The following is a 20,249-nucleotide window of genomic DNA, read 5'->3' as shown; positions in this document are numbered from 1 at the left end:
TGGTCCCACCCGACCGAGGGGGCGGGTGGGACCGCACCCCCACGTCACCGGGTGGGCCACACCGCCCGGGCCGCGCCGCCACCGCGCCGGGACGTCTCCGCCGCCGCGCGCCACCGGCCGTCGGGCAGGCGTTCGACCGCGGTGACCGCGCCGATCTCGGCGGTCGAGGTGAACCGGTGCCCCAACGCGCGCAGCGGCTCGGCTTCCGGGCTCGCCAGGAACGCGGCCTCGGCCTGGGTCGTGGCGGCGTTGCGCTGGGACGCCCGCGGTGCGGCGATGGCCTGCACCAGCGGCGTGCCGCGGTCCAGCCGCTGCGTCAGCACCTGGAGGACGGTGGTGATGATGCTCGCGCCGCCGGGCGAGCCCAGCGCCAGCACCGGCTTGCCGTGCTGGAGCACGATCGTCGGCGTCATGGACGAGCGGGGCCGCTTGCCGGGGCCGGGCAGGTTCGGGTCGGGCACGCCCGGCGTGACCGGGGTGAACGAGAAGTCGGTCAGCTCGTTGTTGAGCAGGAACCCGCGGCCGGGCACCACGATCCCGCTGCCGCCCTCCTGCTCGATGGTCAGCGTGTAGGCGACCACGTTGCCCCAGCGGTCGGCCACCGTGAGGTGCGTGGTGTCGGTGCCCTCGTACGGCGTGGCGGCCGGTTCCCCGGTGGCCGCGCACGGCTTCGGGTCGCGCGGGTCGCCCGGCGCGACCGGGCCCGTCATCGCGGCGGTCGGGGAGATCAGGCAGGCGCGGCTGTCGGCGAACCGCTGCGAGAGCAGTTCCCGGGTCGGGACGTCGACGAACGCCGGGTCGCCCACCCAGCGGTTGCGGTCGGCGAACGACAGCCGGCTCGCCTCCAGGAACCGGTGCAGGTACTGGACCGGGGTCTCGGCGCCCAGGTCGGTGGTCTCCAGGATGTTCAACGCCTCGCCGGCGGTCGTGCCGCCGGAGGACGGCGGGGCCATGCCGACCACGTCGTAGTCGCGGTACCGCACCCGCGTGGGCTCCCGCAACGGCGCCTCGTACCGGGCCAGGTCGGCCTCGGTCAGGTCACCGGGCCGGACCTTGCGGGTCGTGCCGGCCACCACCGGCGGCTGCCGGACCGCGGCCACCAGGTCGCGGCCCACCTCGCCCCGGTAGAACGCCGACACGCCGTGCCGCCGCAGCTCGCGGTAGGTGTCGGCGAGGTCGGGGTTGCGGAACGTGCTGCCGACCGCGGGCGGCGCGCCGCCGGGCAGGTACAGCGCGCTGGTCGAGCTGAAGTCGGCGAACCGGGCGGCGTTGTCGCCGACCTGCCGGTGGAAGGTGGCGTCGACGGTGAAGCCGCGCCGGGCCAGCTCCTCGGCGGGCCGCACGGCCTGGTCCAGCGACCAGGTGCCCCACTGGCGCAGCGCCTGCTGCCACGTGCGCGGGGTGCCGGGCACGCCCACCGACAACCCGCTGGTCACGGCTTCGGCGAACGGGATCGCGACGCCGTCCTCCACGAACCGGTCCGGCTTCGCCGAGGCGGGCGCGGTCTCCCGGCCGTCCACAGTGGACACGCGGTGCGTGCGGGCGTCGTAGTGCACGAAGAACCCGCCGCCGCCGATGCCGGCCGAGAACGGGTCGGTGACGCCCAGCGCGGCCGCCACGGCGACCGCCGCGTCCACCGCGTTGCCGCCGCGGCGCAGCACGTCGACGCCGATCTGCGAGGCGTCGGGGTCGATGCTGGAGACCACGCCGCCGAACCCGACGGCTTCGGGCACGCGCGGCGGCGCCTCGGCGGCGGAAGCGGCGGCGGGCAGGAGTGGTGCGACGAGGAGTGATGCGAGGACGCTGGTGACAGTCGACCGGAGCATCGTTCCCTTCTACTCCACCCCGGCGGAAAGCAGAACCACCCGGGAGTCGCCGTGTCGGGTCGGCGTCAGAGGACTTCGAGGGGGTCGAGCTTGACCCGCACCACGTCCGGCTCCTTGCGGGCGCTGCGCACGGCCAGCACCTCGGCCAGCACCGTGGCCAGCGCGCGGCCCTCCGCCCGGGACACCCGGACCAGCGCGCGTTCCTTGTCCTCCGACAACGGCACCGGGCCCAGCACCTCCCCCGTCGGCGGCAGGTGCAGCTCCTCCAGCACGCCGGCCAGCGCGTCCGGCGCGCCGTCCACGGTCGCCATCCGCACCGCGGGCGGGAACCCCAGCTCGGCCCGCGCGGCCAACTCCTGCCGCGCGTGCCACACCGGGTCCCACCGGACCAGCGCCTGCACCGGCGCCAACGACGAGTCCGCGACCACGACCACCCGCCCGGCCTCGTGCACCAGGGCGGCCGCCGTCATCCACCGGCGCAGCGTCTCCTCCGCCGCCCGCAGGTCGGCCCGGCCCAACAGCGCCCAGCCGTCCAGCAGCAGGGCCGCGCCGTACCCGCCCCGCGCGAGCGGCTCCGCGCCCGGCGTGGCCACCACCAGCGACCGACCGCCCGGCACGTCGGCCAGCACCTCGTCACCGCCGGACGTGCGCACCGGCACCCCGCTGAACGCGCGCCCCAGCTCCTCGGCCGTGCGGCGCGCGCCGATCACCTGGCCGCGCAGCCGACGCGAACCGCAGTTCGGGCAGCGGTACGCGGCCTCCGTCGCACCGCACCACCGGCAGTACGCGGGTCGCGGCACGCCGTCCTGCGTGCCGCCCGGCAGGGCCAGCGGACCGGCACACCGGCGGCAACGGGCCGGTGACCGGCACTGGCCGCACGCCAGCGCGGGCACGTAGCCGCGCCGCGGCACCTGGATGAGCACCGGCGTGTCCGCCGCCAGCGCGGCCCGCGCCGCGTCGAACGCGATCGACGGCAGCCGGGCCGACCTCGCCGCCGGATCCTTGACCTCCTGCCACTCGCTCTCGCCCACGGCCGCCACCCGCGGCGCCACGGCCCGCAGCACGTCGCGGGCCGCGACCACCTCGTGCGCCCACCCGCTGTCCACCAGCAGCTGCGCCTCGGCGGTCCGGGCGAAGCCGCCGACCAGCAACGACGCGCCGGTCAGGTGCGCGCGCTGCACCAGCACGTCCCGCACGTTCGGGTACGGCATGCGCGGCTCGGCGTGCAGGTCGTCGCCGTCGTCCCAGACCGCGACCAGCCCGAGGTCGCGCACCGGCGCGAAGGCCGCGCCGCGCGTGCCCAGCACCACCCGCACCGACCCGCGCCGCACGGCCAGCCACCGCTTGTACCGCTCGGACGGCCCGAGGTCGGCCGACAGCGTCACCACGCCCGCCTCCCCCACCAGCGCCGCGCACGCCCGCTGCAACCGGGCCAGGTCGCGGTGGTCGGGCACGACCACCAGCGCGCCCCGGCCCGTGCTCGCCATCGACGCCGCCGCCTCGGCCAGCCGGGCGGGCCAGTCCTCGGCGGGCAGCGCCTGCCACACCGCCCGCGCGGCCCGACCGGACCGCAGCGCGTCCAGCAGGTTCGGCCCGAACGGGTACCGCGCCCAGCCCTCGTCCGACGGCGGCTCGGGCGGCGGCACGGGCTCCGGCGACGGCTTCGCCTCCACCCGCGCGTGCCGGGGCGGGATCGCCATCCGCAGCACGTCGATCAACGACCCCGCGTACCGGTCGGCCACCGCCCGCGCCAGCTCCGCCACCTCCGGCGACAGCACCGGCTCCGGCGAGATCACCCGGTCCAGGAACGTCAGCTTCCGCCCGTACTCCGACGACTCGGCGCGTTCCAGCAGGTAGCCGTCCACCAACTGCCCCGCGAACCGCACCCGCACCCGACAGCCGGGCACGGCGTCGGCGTCCTGCTCGGTGGAGACCTGGTAGTCGAACGGCCGGTCGAGGTGCGCCAGCGGCACGTCGACGCACACGCGGGCAACCGGCAGCCCGGCGGCGGGAACCCGCTCGCCGCGCCTGGTAGTCGCCTTGCCCGCCACGGGTGGAGGTCTACCAGAGACCGGGACGGCCACCCGCACCCCGGCCCCGTACCGCGCACCGTGCAGTCATGACCCCAGTATCGAACAACCGTTCGACCCGAGCAAGATCACGTCCGGGTGATCGCCGCCTCCTCGACCAGCGCGTCGAGCTGCCGGCGGACCCGGTCGGCGTCGCGCCCCTGTTCCCGGTGTCGCCCATAGCGCGGTGCGCGGCGATCACCGCGCCGTAGTGGCGGATCGCCCGGTGGTGGTGGCTGAGGTAGCCCATCGCGTTCAGCAACGCGGCCCCGCCTTCGCGGAGGCCGAGCTCGGCGCACTGGGCGAGCCCGACCTCGCCGTGCGTGGACGCCGGCGCGCAGTCGCCGGCCAGGGCGGCGTAGCAGGCGGCGAGGCAGCGCGACAGGGCTTCCTCGACGGGGATTGTCGAGGTGGCCCAGGCCCCGGGTGGCGTGGTCGAGGGCCTGGTGGTGGTCTTTTGCGTTGCTCCAGGCCCAGGCGAGCGCGGTCCAGGGATGGCGCCCTGACCAGGGCAGCGCAGGAACTTCGCCGGCCGTTCACACGAACGGACCCCGACGCTGCCCTCCGTGCGGTCGACGACGTCCGCCCCAGGTCGAACGACCACGGAGGAGAGACCGATGAACCGAACCCGAAGCCTGCTCACCGCCCTGGGGCCGGCGCTCGTCTGAGCCCGGACCGAGCGACCGGCTCACCAGGGCTCGGGTCGACGACAGAAGGGAAAAGCAGGGGTCCCCGGGCGGGGACCCCTGCTTCGCGTTCGTCCAGCGGAACTGCGCGGCGGTCAGGCGCCGGCGGCCGCGCGCAGGGCGTCGGCGCGGTCGGTGTTCTCCCACGGCAGGTCGATGTCCGTGCGGCCGAAGTGGCCGTACGCGGCGGTCGGGGAGTAGATCGGGCGCAGCAGGTCCAGGTCGCGGATGATCGCGGCCGGGCGCAGGTCGAAGACCTCGCTGATCGCCTGCTGGATCTTGGTCGGGTCGACGGTCTCGGTGCCGAAGGTCTCCACGAACAGACCCACCGGGGCGGCCTTGCCGATCGCGTACGCCACCTGGACCTCGATGCGCGTGGCCAGGCCGGCGGCCACGGCGTTCTTCGCCACCCAGCGCATCGCGTACGCGGCGGAGCGGTCCACCTTCGACGGGTCCTTGCCCGAGAACGCGCCGCCGCCGTGGCGGGCCATGCCGCCGTAGGTGTCGACGATGATCTTGCGGCCGGTCAGGCCCGCGTCACCCATCGGGCCGCCGATGACGAACCGGCCGGTCGGGTTGACCAGCAGCCGCACGTCGGTGGCGTCCAGGCCGAGCGCCTCGATCTCGGGGGCCACCACGTGCTGGCGGATGTCGACGCCGAGCAGCTTCTCCAGGTCGATGCCGTCCGCGTGCTGCGTCGACACCACGACGGTGTCCAGGCGCACCGGCTGGTCACCCGCGTACTCGATGGTCACCTGGGTCTTGCCGTCGGGGCGCAGGTACGGCACCGTGCCGTCCTTGCGGACCGCGGTCAGCCGCCGGGACAGGCGGTGCGCCAACGCGATCGGCAACGGCATGAGTTCGGGGGTGTCGGTGCAGGCGTAGCCGAACATCAGGCCCTGGTCGCCCGCGCCCTGCTTGGCGATCTCGTCCTCGGTGCCCTCGACCCGCTTCTCGAACGCCGTGTCCACGCCCTGCGCGATGTCGGGCGACTGGGAACCGATGGCGACGTTCACGCCGCACGAGTAGCCGTCGAAGCCCTTGGCCGAGGAGTCGTAGCCGATCTCCACGATCTTGTCCCGCACGATGGACGGGATGTCGGCGTACGCCTCGGTGGTCACCTCACCGGCCACGTGCACCTGACCAGTGGTGACCATCGTCTCCACCGCGACGCGCGAGCGCGGATCCTTCGCCAGCAGAGCGTCGAGGATCGAGTCGCTGATGGCGTCGCAGATCTTGTCCGGGTGCCCTTCGGTCACCGACTCACTGGTGAACAGCCTGCTGCTGTGCTGGCTCACGACACTCCCTAACTGTCCGATCTGCGAATGACTTAGAGCTTACTGAGGGGCCGGGCGCGAGCGTCAACGTTCGACCGTCGGAGCTACGGCGTCCCACATCGCGGACGCCAACCGGGCCTTCGAGCCCAGCGGGATCGGGGTCTCGGCGCCGTCGGCGGACAACAGCCAGCCCGCGTTGTCCTCGACCTCGAACGCGCGGCCGTCGCCGACGGCGTTGACGACGAGCCAGTCACAACCCTTGCGCTTGAGCTTCGCGCGACCGTACTCCAGCACGCTCGTCGCGGGGTCGCCGGTCTCGGCGGCGAAACCCACCACGACCTGGCCCGGGCGCCGGGCGGCGACCAGCTCGGCCAGGATGTCCGGGTTGCGGGTGAGCGCGACCGGGTCGGGGTCGCGGTCGGTCTTCTTGATCTTGTGCTCGGCCAGGTCCACCGGCCGGAAGTCGGCCACGGCGGCGGCCATCACCACGACCTGCGCCGTGGCGGCGACGGTGTGCATCGCGTCACGCAGCTCCAGCGCGGAGCCGACGCGCACCACGTCCACCCCGGCGGGCGCGACCAGGTCCGCGGTGTGCGCGGCGACCAGCGTCACCCGCGCGCCGCGCTGGGCGGCGACCCGGGCCAGCGCGTAGCCCTGCCGGCCGGACGAGCGGTTGCCCAGGAAGCGCACGGGGTCCAGCGGCTCGCGCGTGCCGCCCGCGGACACGGCGACGTGCACGCCCTCCAGGTCGCGCGGCAGCGCGTCGGGGCGCGCCAGCAGCAACCGGGCCAGCTCGACGATCTCGGCGGGCTCGGGCAGCCTGCCCTTGCCGGTGTCCTTGCCGGTCAGCCTGCCGCTGGCGGGTTCGGCCACGACCACGCCGCGCGAGCGCAGCAGCGCCACGTTCGCCCGGGTGGCCGGGTGCTCCCACATCTCGGTGTGCATCGCCGGGACGAGCAGCACGGGGCAGCGCGCGGTCAGCAGCGTGTTGGTGAGCAGGTCGTCGGCCAGGCCGTGGGCGGCCTTGGCGATCAGGTTCGCCGTGGCGGGCGCGACGACGACCAGGTCGGCGTTCTGCCCCAGCTTCACGTGCGGCACCGAGGGGACGTCCTCGAACACCCCGGTCTGCACGGGTTGGCCGGACAGCGCCTCGAACGTGGCCGCGCCGACGAACTTCAGCGCGCCGTCCGTGGGCACGACGCGCACGGCGTGGCCGGACTCGGTGAGCCGGCGCAGCACCTCGCACGCCTTGTACGCGGCGATGCCCCCGCCCACCCCGAGGATCACGGTGGGGCGGTCGGGGGCGGCGACGGCCTCGGTCACTCGCCCTCGGTGTGCTCGAGGAGACCCGCGTGGATCTCCCGGAGCGCGATCGACAGCGGCTTCTCGCGCGGGCCCGGCTCGACCAGCGGGCCGACGTACTCGAGCAGGCCCTCACCGAGCTGCGCGTAGTAGTCGTTGATCTGGCGCGCCCGCTTGGCCGCGTAGATCACCAGCGCGTACTTCGAGCTGACCTGCTCCAAGAGGTCGTCGATCGGGGGGTTGGTGATGCCCTCCGGAGTACCCGAGAGCGGGCCCAGCTCGGTGTGCGTGGTCACTCGTCAACGCTCCTGCGGTTCAGGGGTGGGTCTGCCGGTCGTCCCGCGCCTCGCGACACGCGTGTCACGCGTCGGGCGCCGGGCCGACCACCAAGTTTAGCAAGCTCGCGGCGGCCGACCGCACGTCGTCGTTCACCACGACCTCGTCGAACTCCGGCTCGGCCGCCAGTTCCTCCCTGGCGATCTCCAGCCGGCGGGCCACGACGGCGGGGTCCTCGGTGCCGCGGCCGGTCAGCCGGCCGACCAGGTCCTCCCACGACGGCGGGGCCAGCATGACGAGCTGGGCCTCCGGCATCGCGACCCGGACCTGCCTGGCCCCTTGCAGCTCGATCTCCAGCAACGACGGCGTGCCGGACGCCAGGGCCCGCTCGACGGGCGCCTTGGGCGTGCCGTAGCAGTTGCCCGCGAACTCGGCGTGCTCCAGGAACTCGCCCCGGGCGACCATCTCGCGGAACTCGGCGGCGTCGACGAAGTGGTAGTGCACCCCGTCGACCTCGCCCGGCCTCGGTTTCCGCGTGGTCACCGAGACGCTGAAGTGGATCTCCGGCCCCATCCGGCGCAGCTCGGCCAGCACGCTGGACTTGCCGACGCCGGAGGGCCCGGACAGAACGGTGAGGCGGGGCCGGGCGCGAACGCCCGACCCCACCCCGGTGCCATCACTCACTCGCCGCTGAACTCGGTGAGCAGCGCCTTGCGCTGCCGCTCACCCAGGCCGCGCAGCCGACGGGACGGAGCGATCTCAAGGCGCTCCATGATCTGCTGCGCACGCACCTTGCCGACGCCCGGAAGCGCCTCGAGCAGCGCGGACACCTTCATCTTGCCAAGGACCTCGTCGCTCTCGGCGGCCTTCAGCACGTCCGTCAGGGTCGTGCCGCCACGCTTGAGGCGCTCCTTGAGCTCAGCCCGAGCGCGACGAGCGGCAGCAGCCTTCTCCAGCGCTGCGGCCCGCTGCTCCTCGGTAAGCTGGGGAAGGGCCACGATTTCCTCCGTGGTGTGGGAATTTCAATTCTGGATCGGTGCCGCGACCGTACCGAGCGCAATTGCCTGGGTACAACGTGGGTCCCAGTCAGGTGAATCTTTGTCAGCGCTGGAGTGGTCGCGGCGGGTGGTAGTAGTACCAACACCCTCCAACAGGCCCATCACCGCCACCGGTAACGCCCTGCGCACGCCAGGTGTGGTATGCGCTCGATGGGTGATGGACCCGCCGGTGGCCAGGACCGTACCAGGCACCGTTTGCGCAGGTGAGCGGACCACGCGAAGCGTGTCGCGATTTGATCGTGATCACACCGCCAGGGAGGCTCGGACGGCGTCCACCGCCGACCGCAGTTTTGCGGTTTCGGGACCGTGCTTGAGCACGTCCCGCGACGACGTCGGCAGCACTCCGCGCAGGTCCGGGCCGAACAGCGCGCGCAGGTCCCCGACCGTCGCGCCCTGCGCGCCGAAACCCGGCGCGAGGACGTATCCGTGCAGGTCAGAGAGGTCCACGCCGAGGTCGTCCACGGTCGCGCCGACCACCAGGCCGACGTCGCCGAAGGGCTGGGCGCCCGCGTTCGCCCGCGCCGCGGAGTCCACGATCGACTGCGCCACGGAACGCCCGTCGGCGCCCACCGCGCGCTGCACGGAGGCGCCCTCGGGATTCGAAGTCAACGCGAGCACGAATATTCCGCGACCGCTCGCCGAGGCGGCTTCCACCGCCGGGTCGAGCGACCCGAAGCCGAGGAACGGCGACGCGGTGACCGCGTCGCCGGCCAACGGGGAGCCCTCGGTGAGGTAGGCGGCGGCGTACGCGGCCATGGTCGAGCCGATGTCACCGCGCTTGGCGTCCACCAGCACCAGCGTGCCGCTGTCCCTGAGGTCGGCGATGACGCGTTCGAGCACCGCCACCCCCCGCGACCCGTGCGCCTCGAAGAACGCCGCCTGCGGCTTCACCAGCGCCACCCGGCCGCCGAACGCCTCCACGCAGGTCAGCGCGAACCGCTCCAGCCCCGCGGCGTCCTGGGTGAGCCCCCAGGACGCCAGCAGGCCGGGGTGCGGGTCGATGCCCACGCACAGGGGTCCGTGCTCGGCCACCGCCTTCGTCAACCGCTCGCCGAACCTCACGCGTCACCCCGCAGGGCCGCCTGGAGGGCCTGGAGGGGCCGCACGCCGATGTCGCCGCGGATGGCGGCCTCGATGCCGTGCACGGCCGCCGCCGCGCCCTGGATCGTGGTCACGCACGGGATGTCCTTGGCCACGGCCGCGGTGCGGATCTCGTAGCCGTCGATGCGCGGCCCGTTGTTGCCGTACGGCGTGTTGATGATCATGTCGACGGTGCCCGCGAGGATCGCGTCGACGATGTTGTCGGCGCCCTCGAAGTGCTTGCGCACGATCGTGCAGGGGATGCCGTTGCGGCGCAGCACCTCGGCCGTGCCCGCGGTGGCCAGCACCTCGAAGCCCAGGTCGGCGAGCCGCTTGACCGGGAAGATCATGGCCCGCTTGTCCCGGTTGGCCACCGACACGAACACCCGGCCGGACGTGGGCAGGGAGCCGTAGGAGGCGGTCTGGGACTTGGCGTAGGCCATGCCGAACGACACGTCGATGCCCATGACCTCGCCGGTCGACTTCATCTCCGGGCCCAGCAGCGAGTCCACGCCCTTGCCCTCCGGCGTGCGGAACCGGTGGAACGGCAGCACGGCCTCCTTGACCGCGACCGGGGCGTGCGGCGGCAGCTTCGCGCCGTCGCCCTCCTTCGGCAGCATCCCCTCGGCCCGCAGCTGGGCCACGGTCGCGCCGAGCATGATCCGGGCGGCGGCCTTGGCCAGCGGCACCGCCGTGGCCTTGGAGACGAACGGGACGGTGCGCGAGGCGCGCGGGTTGGCCTCCAGGACGTACAGCACGTCGTCCTTCAGCGCGTACTGCACGTTGAGCAGGCCGCGCACGCCGATGCCCTCGGCGATGGCCAGGGTGGAGCGCCGGACCGCGTCGATGTCCGACTCGCCCAGCGTGATCGGGGGCAGGGCGCAGGCCGAGTCGCCGGAGTGCACGCCGGCCTCCTCGATGTGCTCCATCACACCGCCGATGAACACCTCGTTGCCGTCGTAGAGGGCGTCCACGTCGATCTCGATGGCGTCGTCGAGGAACCGGTCGACCAGCACCGGGTGCTCCGGGCTGACCTCGGTGGCGCGCTCGATGTAGCCGCCCAGCGTCTCCTCGTCGTAGACGATCTCCATGCCGCGCCCGCCGAGCACGTACGACGGCCGCACCAGCACCGGGTAACCGATCTCGTCGGCGATGGCCTTGGCCTGCGCGAACGAGGTGGCCATGCCGTACTTCGGGGCGGGCAGCCCGGCCTCGGCGAGGACCTGGCCGAACGCGCCGCGCTCCTCGGCGAGGTGGATCGCGTGCGGCGGGGTGCCCACGACCGGCACGCCCGCGTCCGCGAGCCGCCGCGCGAGGCCCAGCGGCGTCTGGCCGCCGAGCTGCACGATCACGCCCACGACCGTGCCGGAGCGCTGCTCGGAGTGGAACACCTCCAGCACGTCCTCGAACGTCAGCGGCTCGAAGTACAGCCGGTCCGAGGTGTCGTAGTCGGTGGAGACGGTCTCCGGGTTGCAGTTGACCATCACGGTCTCGTACCCGGCGGCCCGCAGCGCCATGGCCGCGTGCACGCACGAGTAGTCGAACTCGATGCCCTGCCCGATCCGGTTCGGGCCCGAGCCGAGGATCAGCACCTTCGGCTTGTCCCGCTGCTCGGTCACCTCGGTCTCGGCGTCGGGGTCCAGCTCGTAGGCCGAGTAGTGGTAGGGGGTCCGGGCGGCGAACTCGGCGGCGCACGTGTCGACCGTCTTGAACACCGGCCGCACGCCCAGGCGGTGGCGCAGGGTGCGGACGCCGTCCTCGCCGGCCAGCTCCGGGCGCAGCGCGGCGACCTGGCGGTCGGACAGGCCCGCCCGCTTGGCCTTGCGCAGCAGCCGCTCGTCCAGCACCGGCGCGGTCTCGATCTCCCGGCGCAGCTCGACCAGCCAGGCCAGTTGCTCGATGAACCACGGGTCGATGCGGGAGGCCTCGTGCACCTGCTCGACGGTCGCGCCCAGGCGCAGCGCGCGGTCCACCGTGTACAGCCGGCCGTCGTGCCCGGCGCGCAGGGCGTCCAGGGTGGACTCCAGCGTCTCGTCCGGGTCGGGGGTGGTCCAGAAGCCGCCCGCCTTGGTCTCCATGGACCGCAGCGCCTTGCCCATCGCCTCGATGAAGCTGCGGCCGATGGACATGGCCTCGCCCACCGACTTCATCGTGGTGGTCAGGGTGCTGTCCGCGCCGGGGAACTTCTCGAACGCGAACCGCGGCACCTTCACCACGACGTAGTCGAGCGCGGGCTCGAAACTCGCGGGCGTCTCGCCGGTGATGTCGTTGCGGATCTCGTCCAGCGTGTAGCCGATGGCGAGTTTCGCGGCGATCTTGGCGATCGGGAAACCGGTCGCTTTCGACGCCAAAGCGGACGAACGGGACACCCGCGGGTTCATTTCGATGACGACCATTCGGCCGTTCCCGGGGTGGATGGCGAACTGGATGTTGCAGCCGCCGGTGTCCACCCCGACCTCGCGGATGACCGCGATGCCGACGTCGCGCATGTGCTGGTACTCGCGGTCGGTCAGCGTCATCGCCGGGGCCACGGTCACCGAGTCGCCGGTGTGCACGCCCATCGGGTCGATGTTCTCGATGGAGCAGACGACGACCACGTTGTCGTTGCGGTCGCGCATCAGCTCCAGCTCGTACTCCTTCCAGCCGAGCACGCTCTCCTCGATGAGCACCTCGTGCACCGGGGACTCGGCCAGGCCGCTCGCGGCCAGCCGCTCCAGCTCCTCGGGGGTGTGCGCCATGCCCGAGCCGAGGCCGCCCATGGTGAACGACGGCCGGATCACGACCGGCAGGCCCAGCTCGGCGACGGTCGCGCGGACGTCCTCCATGGTCTTGCACACCGCGCTGCGCGGCACGTCCGCGCCGATCTTGCGGACCAGGTCCTTGAAGATCTGGCGGTCCTCGCCGCGCTGGATGGCGTCGATGTCCGCGCCGATCAGCTCCACGTCGTACTTCTCCAGCACACCGCGCTCGTGCAGCGCGATGGCCGTGTTCAGCGCGGTCTGGCCGCCCAGCGTGGCCAGGACGGCGTCGGGCCGCTCGGCCGCGATCACCTTCTCCACGAACTCCGGGGTGATCGGCTCGACGTAGGTCGCGTCGGCGAACTCCGGGTCGGTCATGATCGTCGCCGGGTTGGAGTTGACCAAGGAGACCCGCAGGCCCTCCTCGCGCAGCACCCGGCACGCCTGGGTGCCGGAGTAGTCGAACTCGCAGGCCTGGCCGATGACGATCGGGCCGGAGCCGATGACCAGAACGTGCTTGAGATCAGTCCTCTTCGGCATCAGCGACCCTCGCCCATCATCGTCACGAACTCGTCGAACAGCGGTGCGGCGTCGTGCGGTCCGGCCGCCGCTTCCGGGTGGTACTGCACGCTGAACGCGGGCACGTCCAGCGCCCGCACGCCCTCGACCGTGCCGTCGTTGGGGCAGTAGTGGCTCAGCAGCACGCGGCCGAAGTCGGAGGTGAACTCCTCGCCCGGCTCGCCCTCCAGCGCGAACCCGTGGTTCTGGGAGGTGATCGCCACCTTCCCGGTCGCCACGTCGATCACCGGGATGTTGATGCCCCGGTGGCCGTAGCGCAGCTTGTAGGTGTCGCGGCCCAGCGCGCGGCCCAGGATCTGGTTGCCGAAGCAGATGCCGAACAGCGGGATGCGCCGGTCCAGCACGCCGCGGGTCAGCTCGACCGCGTGCGCCTGGGTGGCCGGGTCGCCCGGGCCGTTGGACAGGAACACGCCGTCCGGCTTGACCGAGAGCAGGTCGTCCACGGTCGAGGTGAGCGGCAGCACGTGCACCTCGATGCCGCGGGCGGCCATCATCCGCGGCGTGTTCGACTTGATGCCCAGGTCCAGCGCCGCCACGGTGAAGCGGCGCTCGCCGACGGCCTCCACCACGTACGGCTCGGGCGTGGTCACGTCGCCCGCCAGGTCCGCGCCCTTCATCTGCGGCGCGCTGCGGACGCGCTCCAGCATCTCCTCGGCGCCGCCCAGCTCGTCGCCGGAGAACACGCCGGCGCGCATCGCGCCCTGCTCGCGCAGGTGGCGGGTCAGCATCCGGGTGTCGATGCCCGAGATGCCCACGATCCCCTGCCGGACCAGCTCGTCGTCCAGGCCGCGGGTGGACCGCCAGTTGGACGGCACGCGGGCCGGGTCGCGCACGACGTACCCGGCGACCCAGATGCGGTTCGACTCGTCGTCCTCGTCGTTCCAGCCGGTGTTGCCGATCTGCGGGGCGGTCTGCACCACGATCTGGCGGTGGTAGGACGGGTCGGTCAGGGTCTCCTGGTAACCGGTCATGCCGGTGGAGAACACCACCTCGCCCAGGCTCGCGCCGACCGCGCCGTAGGCCTCGCCGCGGAACACGCGGCCGTCTTCCAGCACCAGTGCCGCGTTGGTCTTGACCGAGTTGTTCATGCGGGGCCTCCCAGCGCTTGCACCCACTGCTCGTACACGTCCTTGTCGTCGCCCCGGAACCCGGTGTCGAACACCTGGTCGCCGAGGTGCCAGCGGACGACCAGCAGGCCGTCCGCGGTCATCACCTTGCCCGCGAGACCGCGGGCCGTGCGGGCGCCGTCCACCCGGTCTGCCGGGATCCACAGCGCGCTCGCACCCGTGCGCTCCACCAGCACGCCCTGCTCGGTGAGCTTGAGGGTCGCCTCGGCGCGGTGGCCGATGTCGCCGACCGCGACCCGGTCCTGCCAGTCGCCGCCGAGGGTGGTGCCCACGTACACACCGGTCGTCTCCAGCATCGTCGCGCCGGTCTCGGCAGGCGGCTGCGGGAACTCCGGCAGCACCTCGGCCTGGCGGCGGGCGCGCCGCCGCCAGCCGTGCCACATGCCGTACAGGCACAGCAGGAAGATCGCCAGCACGGCGAGGGACAGCAGCACCCTGGTCATTCGGCGATCCTTCCGCCGAGGGCGGTCACGCGCCCGCGCAGCACCGTCGCCACCACCACGCCGGGCAGCTCCATGCCCTCGAACGGGGTGTTGGCCGCGATGCTGGCGAACTCCGCGCCGCGCACCGTCCAGGTGGCGTCCGGGTCGACCAGGGTGAGGTTCGCGGGCTCGCCGACCTCGATCGGCCGGCCCTGGTCGGCCAACCCGGCGATCCCGGCGGGCCGCTCGCTCATCACCCGCGCCACGCCCCGCCAGTCCAGCAGGCCGGTGCGGACCATGGTCTCCACCACGATCGACAGCGCGGTCTGCAGGCCCAGCATCCCGGGCCGGGCCGCCGACCACTCGCAGTCCTTGTCCTGCACGGCGTGCGGCGCGTGGTCGGTGGCCACGCAGTCGATGACGCCCTCGGCCAGCGCCCGGCGCAGCACCTCGACGTCGGCCGCCGTGCGCAGCGGCGGGTTGACCTTGTTCACCGGGTCGTAGGTGGCCAGCCGCTCGTCGGTCAGCAGCAGGTGGTGCGGCGTGACCTCGGCGGAGACCTCCGTGCCGCGCGCCTTGGCCCACCGCAGCACGTCGGCCGTGCCGGTGGTGGAGACGTGGCAGACGTGCAGCCGGGCGCCCGCGTGCCGCGCCAGCAGGCAGTCCCGCGCCACGATTGACTCCTCGGCCGAGGCGGGCCAGCCCTGAAGGCCCAGCCGGGACGCCTGCTCGCCCTCGTGCGCCTGCGCGCCGACGGTCAGCCGGGGCTCCTCGGCGTGCTGCGCGATGACCACGTCCAGCGCCTTGCTGTACTCCAGCGCGCGCCGCATGATCAGCGGGTCGTGCACGCAGTGGCCGTCGTCGGAGAACACCCGCACGCCGGCCTTGGCCATGGTGCCCAGCTCGGCGAGCTTCACGCCCTCCAGGCCCACGGTGACCGCGCCGACCGGGTGCACGTCGACCAGGCCGACCTCGCGGCCGCGCCGGGCGACGTGCGTGACGACGACCTCGTTGTCCGCGACGGGGTCGGTGTTGGCCATGGCGAAGACCGCCGTGTAGCCGCCCAGCGCGGCGGCGGCCGAGCCGGTGGCGATCGTCTCGGTGTCCTCGCGGCCGGGTTCGCGCAGGTGGGTGTGCAGGTCCACGAAGCCGGGCAGCAGCACCGCGCCGCCGCCGTCGACGATCCGCGCGCCTTCGTCGTCCACGGACCCGATCGCGGCGATCACACCGTCGCGGATCAGCACATCGGTCGGGTCGCCTTCGCCGTACGGTCGTACTCCCTTGAGGATCAAGGGTTTCACGAAGTCTCCTCTTCATGGGCGAGCAGGTGGTAGAGCACGGCCATCCGCACGTGCACGCCGTTGCGCACCTGGTCGGTGATCGCGGCGCGGGGCGAGTCGGCGACCGCCGAGGCGATCTCCATGCCGCGCAGCATCGGACCGGGGTGCAGCACGACCGCGTGCTCGGGCAGCAGCTTCAGCCGCCGCTCGCTCAGGCCGTAGGCGATGGAGTACTCGCGGGCCGAGGGGAAGAACCCCCCGTGCATGCGCTCGGCCTGCACCCGCAGCAGCATCACGGCGTCGAGGCCGGGCAGCTCGGGGTCCAGCTCGTGCGAGACGGTGACCGGCCAGCCCTCCACGCCGGTGGGCAGCAGGGTCGGCGGCGCGACCAGCGTCACGTCCGCGCCCAGGGCGGTGAGCAGGTGCACGTTGGACCGGGCGACCCGGCTGTGCAGCACGTCGCCGACGATGGCGATGCGGCGGTCCCGCAGGTCGCCGAGGCGTTCCCGCAGGGTGGCCGCGTCGAGCAGGGCCTGGGTGGGGTGCTCGTGCATGCCGTCGCCCGCGTTGACCACCGACGTGCCCGCCTCGCGCAGCCAGCCGGCCAGCCGGTGCGCCGCGCCGGACGCCGGGTGCCGCACGATGACGCAGTCCGCGCCCGCCGCGGCCAGGGTCAGCGCGGTGTCGCGCAGCGACTCGCCCTTGCTCACGCTGGAGCCGGACGACGAGACGTTCACCACGTCCGCGCTCATCCACTTGCCCGCGATCTCGAAGCTCACGCGGGTGCGGGTGGAGTTCTCGTAGAACATCGTGATGACCGTGCGGCCGCGCAACGTCGGCAGTTTGCGCACCTCACGGCCTTCCAGGGCCTGCTTGAGGCTCGCCGCGGTGTCCAGGATGGCGGTCGCCTGGGCCGGGTCGATGCCCTCGGTGGTGAGCAGGTGCTTCACCGCAGCACCACCCCGTCGCGCTGGTCGAACTCGTCCAGCAGCACGTGGACCTCCTCGGTGCGGGCCGTGGGCACGTTCTTGCCCACGTAGTCCGCGCGGATCGGCAGCTCCCGGTGCCCGCGGTCGACCAGGACGGCCAACTGCACGGCGCGCGGGCGGCCGTGGTCGCGCAGGGCGTCGAGCGCGGCGCGGATCGTGCGGCCGGAGAACAGCACGTCGTCCACCAGGACCACGAGCTTGTCGTCGATACCGCCCTCGGGCAGCTTCGTGGCCTCCAGCGGGCGGGTGGGGCCCCGGCGCAGGTCGTCCCGGTAGAGGGTCACGTCCAGCGTGCCGGTCGGCACCTCGACACCCGAGAACTCGGCGATCCGCACGGCCAGGCGGCGGGCCAGCGGCGCTCCCCGGCTCGGAATCCCCATCAGGACTACTGCGGGTGCGCTCGGTGCATCAAGAGCGGTCTTCTCGATGATCTGATGGGCCATTCGGGCGACGGTGCGCGCGACGTCGCCGGCCGACAGGAGCTCGCGCTCCCCGGCCGGGTCCGTCGCGCCACGTTGACGTGGCGCCACGGTTGGACCTCCTTCCCCGCCTCGCTGGACGGGTCCTTAAAGGACGTCGGACACCCGGCTGCGACCGGGCTGACCAGCACCGTATCAGGCGCGCGCGGTCAATCTTCCGGGTGGTGTGCGTGGTCTCGCCCACCTGTCCCATCGAGATCAGCTTGACCTGGTGACCACGGAGAGCAATCATTACTCTGCGTATTGATCTAAGCCTCCCCGCGGCAGTCCCCTACCGGCTGACGGGGCGAATGAACGGAGAACCGCCACATGGGCGACTACGCCAAGGCGCTGGGGGCAAAGCTCCGCGCGATCCGCCAGCAGCAGGGCTTGTCTTTGCACGGCGTCGAGCAGAAGTCCGGCGGTCGCTGGAAGGCCGTGGTCGTCGGCTCGTACGAGCGCGGCGACCGCGCCGTGACCGTGCAGAAGCTCGCCGAGCTGGCCGACTTCTACGGCGTCCCGGTGGCCGAGCTGCTGCCGGAAGGCCGGGTGCCCTCCGGGGCGGAACCCGCCACCAAGATCGTCATCAACCTGGAACGGCTGCAACAGCTGCCGGCGGAGAAGGTCGGGCCGCTCGCGCGGTACGCGGCCACCATCCAGAGCCAGCGCGGGGACTACAACGGCAAGGTGCTGTCCATCCGGACCGAGGACCTGCGCTCGCTGGCGATCATCTACGACATGACGCCCGGCGAGCTGACCGAGCAGCTCATCGACTGGGGCGTGCTGCCTCCCGAGGCCCGTCCGGCCAAGGAGGACTGAACGCGAACAGGGCCACCCGGCGCGCCGGGTGGCCCTGTCGGTCTCTTCGCGCAGGTCGCAGCGGGTGCGGCCGGGGCGCGAGGTGGGGCTAGAGCACGGCCCGCAACTGGTCGGCGATGACCGCGATCCGGCCCAGCACGCCGTTGACGAACCGGGGCGAGTCGTCCGTGGACAGGCCCTTGGCCAGCTCCACCGCCTCGTCGATCGCGACCGCGTCCGGCACGTCCGCGGCCCACAGCAGCTCGTAGAGCCCGATCCGCAGCACCGCGCGGTCGACCGCGGGCATGCGGTTCAGCGTCCAGCCCTCCGCGTGCTCGGAGATCAGGTCGTCGATGCGCGCCCGGTGCGCCGTGACGCCTTCGACCAGGACGATCGTGTAGTCGTTCACCGGCGGCACGTCGGTCGAACCGACCCGGTCCGCGAGCAGCGTCACCGGGTCCACGCCCCGCAGGTCGGCCTCGTAGAGGACGTCGACCGCGCGTTTGCGGGCCTTGCTCCGTGCGCCCATCTCAGCCGTTCACTCGGCCCAGGTAACGGCCGTCGCGGGTGTCGACCTTGATCTTCTCGCCGGTGGTGACGAACAGCGGCACCTGGATCTCCGCGCCGGTCTCCAGCGTGGCGGGCTTGGTGCCGCCGGTGGAGCGGTCGCCCTGCAGGCCCGGGTCGGTGTGCTGGATCACGAGCTCCACCGAGGTCGGGAGCTCGACGTAGAGCGCGACGCCCTCGTGCATGGCGACGATCGCTTCCTGGTTCTCCAGCATGTAGTTCGCCGCGTCGCCGACCGTCTCGGCCGGGATGCTGATCTGGTCGTAGGTGTCGCCGTCCATGAAGACGAAGTCGGCGCCGTCCTTGTACAGGAACGTCATGCCGCGCTTGTCGACGGTGGCCGTCTCGACCTTGGTGCCCGCGTTGAAGGTCTTGTCCACGACCTTGCCGGACAGGACGTGCTTCAACGTGGTGCGCACGAAGGCGCCACCCTTGCCCGGCTTCACGTGCTGGAACGCGGTGACGGTCCACAGCTGGCCGTCGAGGTTCAGCACCAGGCCGTTCTTGAGGTCGTTGGTGGTGGCCACGGTGGTGGGCTCTCCTGTTGCGTGAGTGGGGGACGACGTCGGCTCGGCCGACGGATCCGATTCCAGGCGTCCGACTTCAGATGACCACGAGCTCCTTCGTGGTCAGGGTGAGGAGCTCCGGGGCGCCTTCGCGCACCACGAGCGTGTCCTCGATGCGGACACCACCCTTCCCGGCCAGGTACACGCCGGGCTCGACGGTGACCGCCATACCGGGCAGAAGTGTACCGTCACCCGCCTTGGACAGCGCTGGAGCCTCGTGGATCTGCAGGCCGACGCCGTGCCCGAGGCCGTGCAGGAACTCGTCGCCGCGCCCGGCCTCCTCGATCACGCCGCGCGCCGCGGCGTCCACGTCCGCGAACGGCGTGCCGACCGCCAGCGCGGCCCGGCCCGCCGCCTGCGAGGCCGCGACCAGTTGGTACAGCTCGCGCTGCCAGTCGGAGACCCGGCCGACGACCAGGGTGCGGGTCATGTCGGAGTGGTAGCCGTCGACCAGCGCGCCGAAGTCGAGCTTGACGAAGTCGCCGTCGCGGACCACGGCCTCGGTGGGCCGGTGGTGCGGCACGGCCGAGTTCGCGCCCGCCGCCACGATCGACTCGAACGACGGCCCGGCCGCGCCGTGGTCGAGCATCCGGCTCTCCAGCTCGCGGGCGATCTCCTTCTCGGTGCGGCCGGCCCGCAGGCCGCCGTGCTCGATGAGGTCGGCCAGCGCCCGGTCGGCCGCCGCGCACGCCATGCGCAGCGCCTCGACCTCGGCGTCGTCCTTGACCAGGCGCAGTCGTTCGACCAGGTCGGACGCGCGCACCAGCTCCGCGCCGGCCGCGGCGTCGGCCAGCGCGTCCAGCCCGTCCACGGTCACGTGCCCGCTCTCGAATCCGACCCGGGCCGAGCCCGCTTTCACGGCGCGCTCCACCAGTGCCACGTCGCACGGCCGGTCGATGACCCGCTCCAGGTCGGGCACCTGCGCGGCGGCCTGGGTGAGGTAGCGGCCGTCGGTGCAGAACACGGAGGCGTCGTCGGAGTCGGCGTGCACCAGCAGTGCCGCGTTCGACCCGGTGAACCCCGTCAGGTAGCGGACGTTGAGCAGGTTCGTCACCAGCAGGGCGTCCAGCTCCCGGTCCCGGAGCGTGGCGCGCAGGGCGGCGCGGCGAGTGGAGTGCGGCATGTCAGCAGCCTAAGGCCGGGTGGTGCGG

19 protein-coding genes are annotated in these 20,249 nt (G+C 72.7%); 2 read left to right on the top strand and 17 right to left on the bottom strand.

Annotated features, from left to right (window positions below; genetic code table 11):
* Positions 1 to 44 precede the first annotated feature (44 nt).
* Together ggt and LZG04_RS08630 are read right to left on the bottom strand one after the other, a co-directional pair.
* Complete coding sequence (gene ggt, locus LZG04_RS08635) at positions 45 to 1,826, bottom strand: gamma-glutamyltransferase (protein WP_233815008.1); 1,782 nt, start codon at positions 1,824 to 1,826, stop codon at positions 45 to 47.
* A 65-nt stretch (positions 1,827 to 1,891) separates the two neighbouring features.
* The gene (locus LZG04_RS08630; RefSeq protein ID WP_233815006.1) at positions 1,892 to 3,877 is read right to left on the bottom strand and encodes a primosomal protein N'; all 1,986 of its coding nucleotides are present in this window, start codon (positions 3,875 to 3,877) and stop codon (positions 1,892 to 1,894) included.
* A 68-nt stretch (positions 3,878 to 3,945) separates the two neighbouring features.
* Between LZG04_RS08630 and LZG04_RS08625 the strand changes: the two genes are divergently transcribed.
* Entirely contained in the window at positions 3,946 to 4,107 is a 162-nt protein-coding gene (locus LZG04_RS08625) for a hypothetical protein (RefSeq protein WP_233815004.1), read from the top strand.
* Between the two features lie 569 nt (positions 4,108 to 4,676).
* Here the strand turns inward: LZG04_RS08625 and metK are convergent.
* From metK to pyrR, 12 genes are all read right to left on the bottom strand, one after another.
* Complete coding sequence (gene metK, locus LZG04_RS08620) at positions 4,677 to 5,879, bottom strand: methionine adenosyltransferase (RefSeq protein WP_233815002.1); 1,203 nt, start codon at positions 5,877 to 5,879, stop codon at positions 4,677 to 4,679.
* Positions 5,880 to 5,942: 63 nt separating this feature from the next.
* A complete protein-coding gene (coaBC, locus tag LZG04_RS08615; protein ID WP_233815000.1) occupies positions 5,943 to 7,181 on the bottom strand; it encodes a bifunctional phosphopantothenoylcysteine decarboxylase/phosphopantothenate--cysteine ligase CoaBC in 1,239 nt (412 codons plus the stop codon).
* Positions 7,178 to 7,456, bottom strand: a complete 279-nt coding sequence (gene rpoZ, locus LZG04_RS08610; RefSeq protein WP_053721631.1) for a DNA-directed RNA polymerase subunit omega — start codon at positions 7,454 to 7,456, stop codon at positions 7,178 to 7,180. The genes coaBC and rpoZ overlap by 4 nt, the downstream gene beginning before the upstream one ends.
* Positions 7,457 to 7,520: 64 nt before the next feature.
* Positions 7,521 to 8,120: a guanylate kinase gene (gene gmk / locus LZG04_RS08605; RefSeq protein WP_233814998.1), complete on the bottom strand. Its 600-nt coding sequence runs from the start codon at positions 8,118 to 8,120 to the stop codon at positions 7,521 to 7,523.
* On the bottom strand, positions 8,117 to 8,434 hold the full coding sequence (mihF, locus tag LZG04_RS08600; RefSeq protein ID WP_033427832.1) for an integration host factor, actinobacterial type: 318 nt from the start codon (positions 8,432 to 8,434) through the stop codon (positions 8,117 to 8,119). The genes gmk and mihF overlap by 4 nt, the downstream gene beginning before the upstream one ends.
* Positions 8,435 to 8,737: 303 nt before the next feature.
* Positions 8,738 to 9,556, bottom strand: coding sequence for an orotidine-5'-phosphate decarboxylase (pyrF, locus tag LZG04_RS08595; protein WP_233814995.1), 819 nt, complete (start codon positions 9,554 to 9,556; stop codon positions 8,738 to 8,740).
* Positions 9,553 to 12,852, bottom strand: a complete 3,300-nt coding sequence (gene carB / locus LZG04_RS08590) for a carbamoyl-phosphate synthase large subunit (RefSeq protein ID WP_233814993.1) — start codon at positions 12,850 to 12,852, stop codon at positions 9,553 to 9,555. Before carB ends, pyrF begins: the two co-directional genes overlap by 4 nt.
* On the bottom strand, positions 12,852 to 13,979 hold the full coding sequence (gene carA, locus LZG04_RS08585) for a glutamine-hydrolyzing carbamoyl-phosphate synthase small subunit (RefSeq protein WP_233814991.1): 1,128 nt from the start codon (positions 13,977 to 13,979) through the stop codon (positions 12,852 to 12,854). The genes carB and carA overlap by 1 nt, the downstream gene beginning before the upstream one ends.
* A complete protein-coding gene (locus LZG04_RS08580) occupies positions 13,976 to 14,461 on the bottom strand; it encodes a transporter (RefSeq protein ID WP_233814989.1) in 486 nt (161 codons plus the stop codon). The genes carA and LZG04_RS08580 overlap by 4 nt, the downstream gene beginning before the upstream one ends.
* Positions 14,458 to 15,741 carry a dihydroorotase gene (locus tag LZG04_RS08575; RefSeq protein ID WP_233814987.1) on the bottom strand — a complete coding sequence of 428 codons (1,284 nt, stop codon included), beginning with the start codon at positions 15,739 to 15,741 and terminating at the stop codon, positions 14,458 to 14,460. The genes LZG04_RS08580 and LZG04_RS08575 overlap by 4 nt, the downstream gene beginning before the upstream one ends.
* Positions 15,738 to 16,670, bottom strand: coding sequence for an aspartate carbamoyltransferase catalytic subunit (locus LZG04_RS08570; protein WP_233814985.1), 933 nt, complete (start codon positions 16,668 to 16,670; stop codon positions 15,738 to 15,740). Before LZG04_RS08570 ends, LZG04_RS08575 begins: the two co-directional genes overlap by 4 nt.
* Entirely contained in the window at positions 16,667 to 17,239 is a 573-nt protein-coding gene (gene pyrR / locus LZG04_RS08565) for a bifunctional pyr operon transcriptional regulator/uracil phosphoribosyltransferase PyrR (protein ID WP_308199004.1), read from the bottom strand. The genes LZG04_RS08570 and pyrR overlap by 4 nt, the downstream gene beginning before the upstream one ends.
* Positions 17,240 to 17,497: 258 nt before the next feature.
* Here pyrR and LZG04_RS08560 point away from each other — a divergent pair, with 258 nt between their 5' ends.
* Complete coding sequence (locus LZG04_RS08560) at positions 17,498 to 17,986, top strand: transcriptional regulator (RefSeq protein ID WP_015103676.1); 489 nt, start codon at positions 17,498 to 17,500, stop codon at positions 17,984 to 17,986.
* Positions 17,987 to 18,074: 88 nt separating this feature from the next.
* Here the strand turns inward: LZG04_RS08560 and nusB are convergent, their stop codons facing one another.
* From nusB to LZG04_RS08545, 3 genes are all read right to left on the bottom strand, one after another.
* A complete protein-coding gene (gene nusB, locus LZG04_RS08555) occupies positions 18,075 to 18,494 on the bottom strand; it encodes a transcription antitermination factor NusB (RefSeq protein WP_233814983.1) in 420 nt (139 codons plus the stop codon).
* 1 nt (position 18,495) lies between these two features.
* Positions 18,496 to 19,059 carry an elongation factor P gene (gene efp, locus LZG04_RS08550; protein WP_233814981.1) on the bottom strand — a complete coding sequence of 188 codons (564 nt, stop codon included), beginning with the start codon at positions 19,057 to 19,059 and terminating at the stop codon, positions 18,496 to 18,498.
* Between the two features lie 76 nt (positions 19,060 to 19,135).
* On the bottom strand, positions 19,136 to 20,221 hold the full coding sequence (locus LZG04_RS08545; protein ID WP_233814979.1) for a Xaa-Pro peptidase family protein: 1,086 nt from the start codon (positions 20,219 to 20,221) through the stop codon (positions 19,136 to 19,138).
* Positions 20,222 to 20,249: the final 28 nt, after the last annotated feature.

The organism is Saccharothrix sp. S26 (assembly GCF_021390395.1).
Lineage (GTDB): Bacteria > Actinomycetota > Actinomycetes > Mycobacteriales > Pseudonocardiaceae > Actinosynnema.
Note: the sequence above shows the minus strand (reverse complement) of the source record. Positions and strands in the feature narration are given on the sequence as shown.

Bases quoted from the DNA above. Each gene is read 5' to 3' on its own strand.
- LZG04_RS08580 (WP_233814989.1), bottom strand. From the start codon at position 14,461: ATGACCAGGGTGCTGCTGTCCCTCGCCGTGCTGGCGATCTTCCTGCTG.
- ggt (WP_233815008.1), bottom strand. From the start codon at position 1,826: ATGCTCCGGTCGACTGTCACCAGCGTCCTCGCATCACTCCTCGTCGCA.
- carA (WP_233814991.1), bottom strand. From the start codon at position 13,979: ATGAACAACTCGGTCAAGACCAACGCGGCACTGGTGCTGGAAGACGGC.
- nusB (WP_233814983.1), bottom strand. From the start codon at position 18,494: ATGGGCGCACGGAGCAAGGCCCGCAAACGCGCGGTCGACGTCCTCTAC.
- LZG04_RS08560 (WP_015103676.1), top strand. From the start codon at position 17,498: ATGGGCGACTACGCCAAGGCGCTGGGGGCAAAGCTCCGCGCGATCCGC.
- LZG04_RS08545 (WP_233814979.1), bottom strand. From the start codon at position 20,221: ATGCCGCACTCCACTCGCCGCGCCGCCCTGCGCGCCACGCTCCGGGAC.
- carB (WP_233814993.1), bottom strand. From the start codon at position 12,852: ATGCCGAAGAGGACTGATCTCAAGCACGTTCTGGTCATCGGCTCCGGC.
- LZG04_RS08625 (WP_233815004.1), top strand. From the start codon at position 3,946: ATGACCCCAGTATCGAACAACCGTTCGACCCGAGCAAGATCACGTCCG.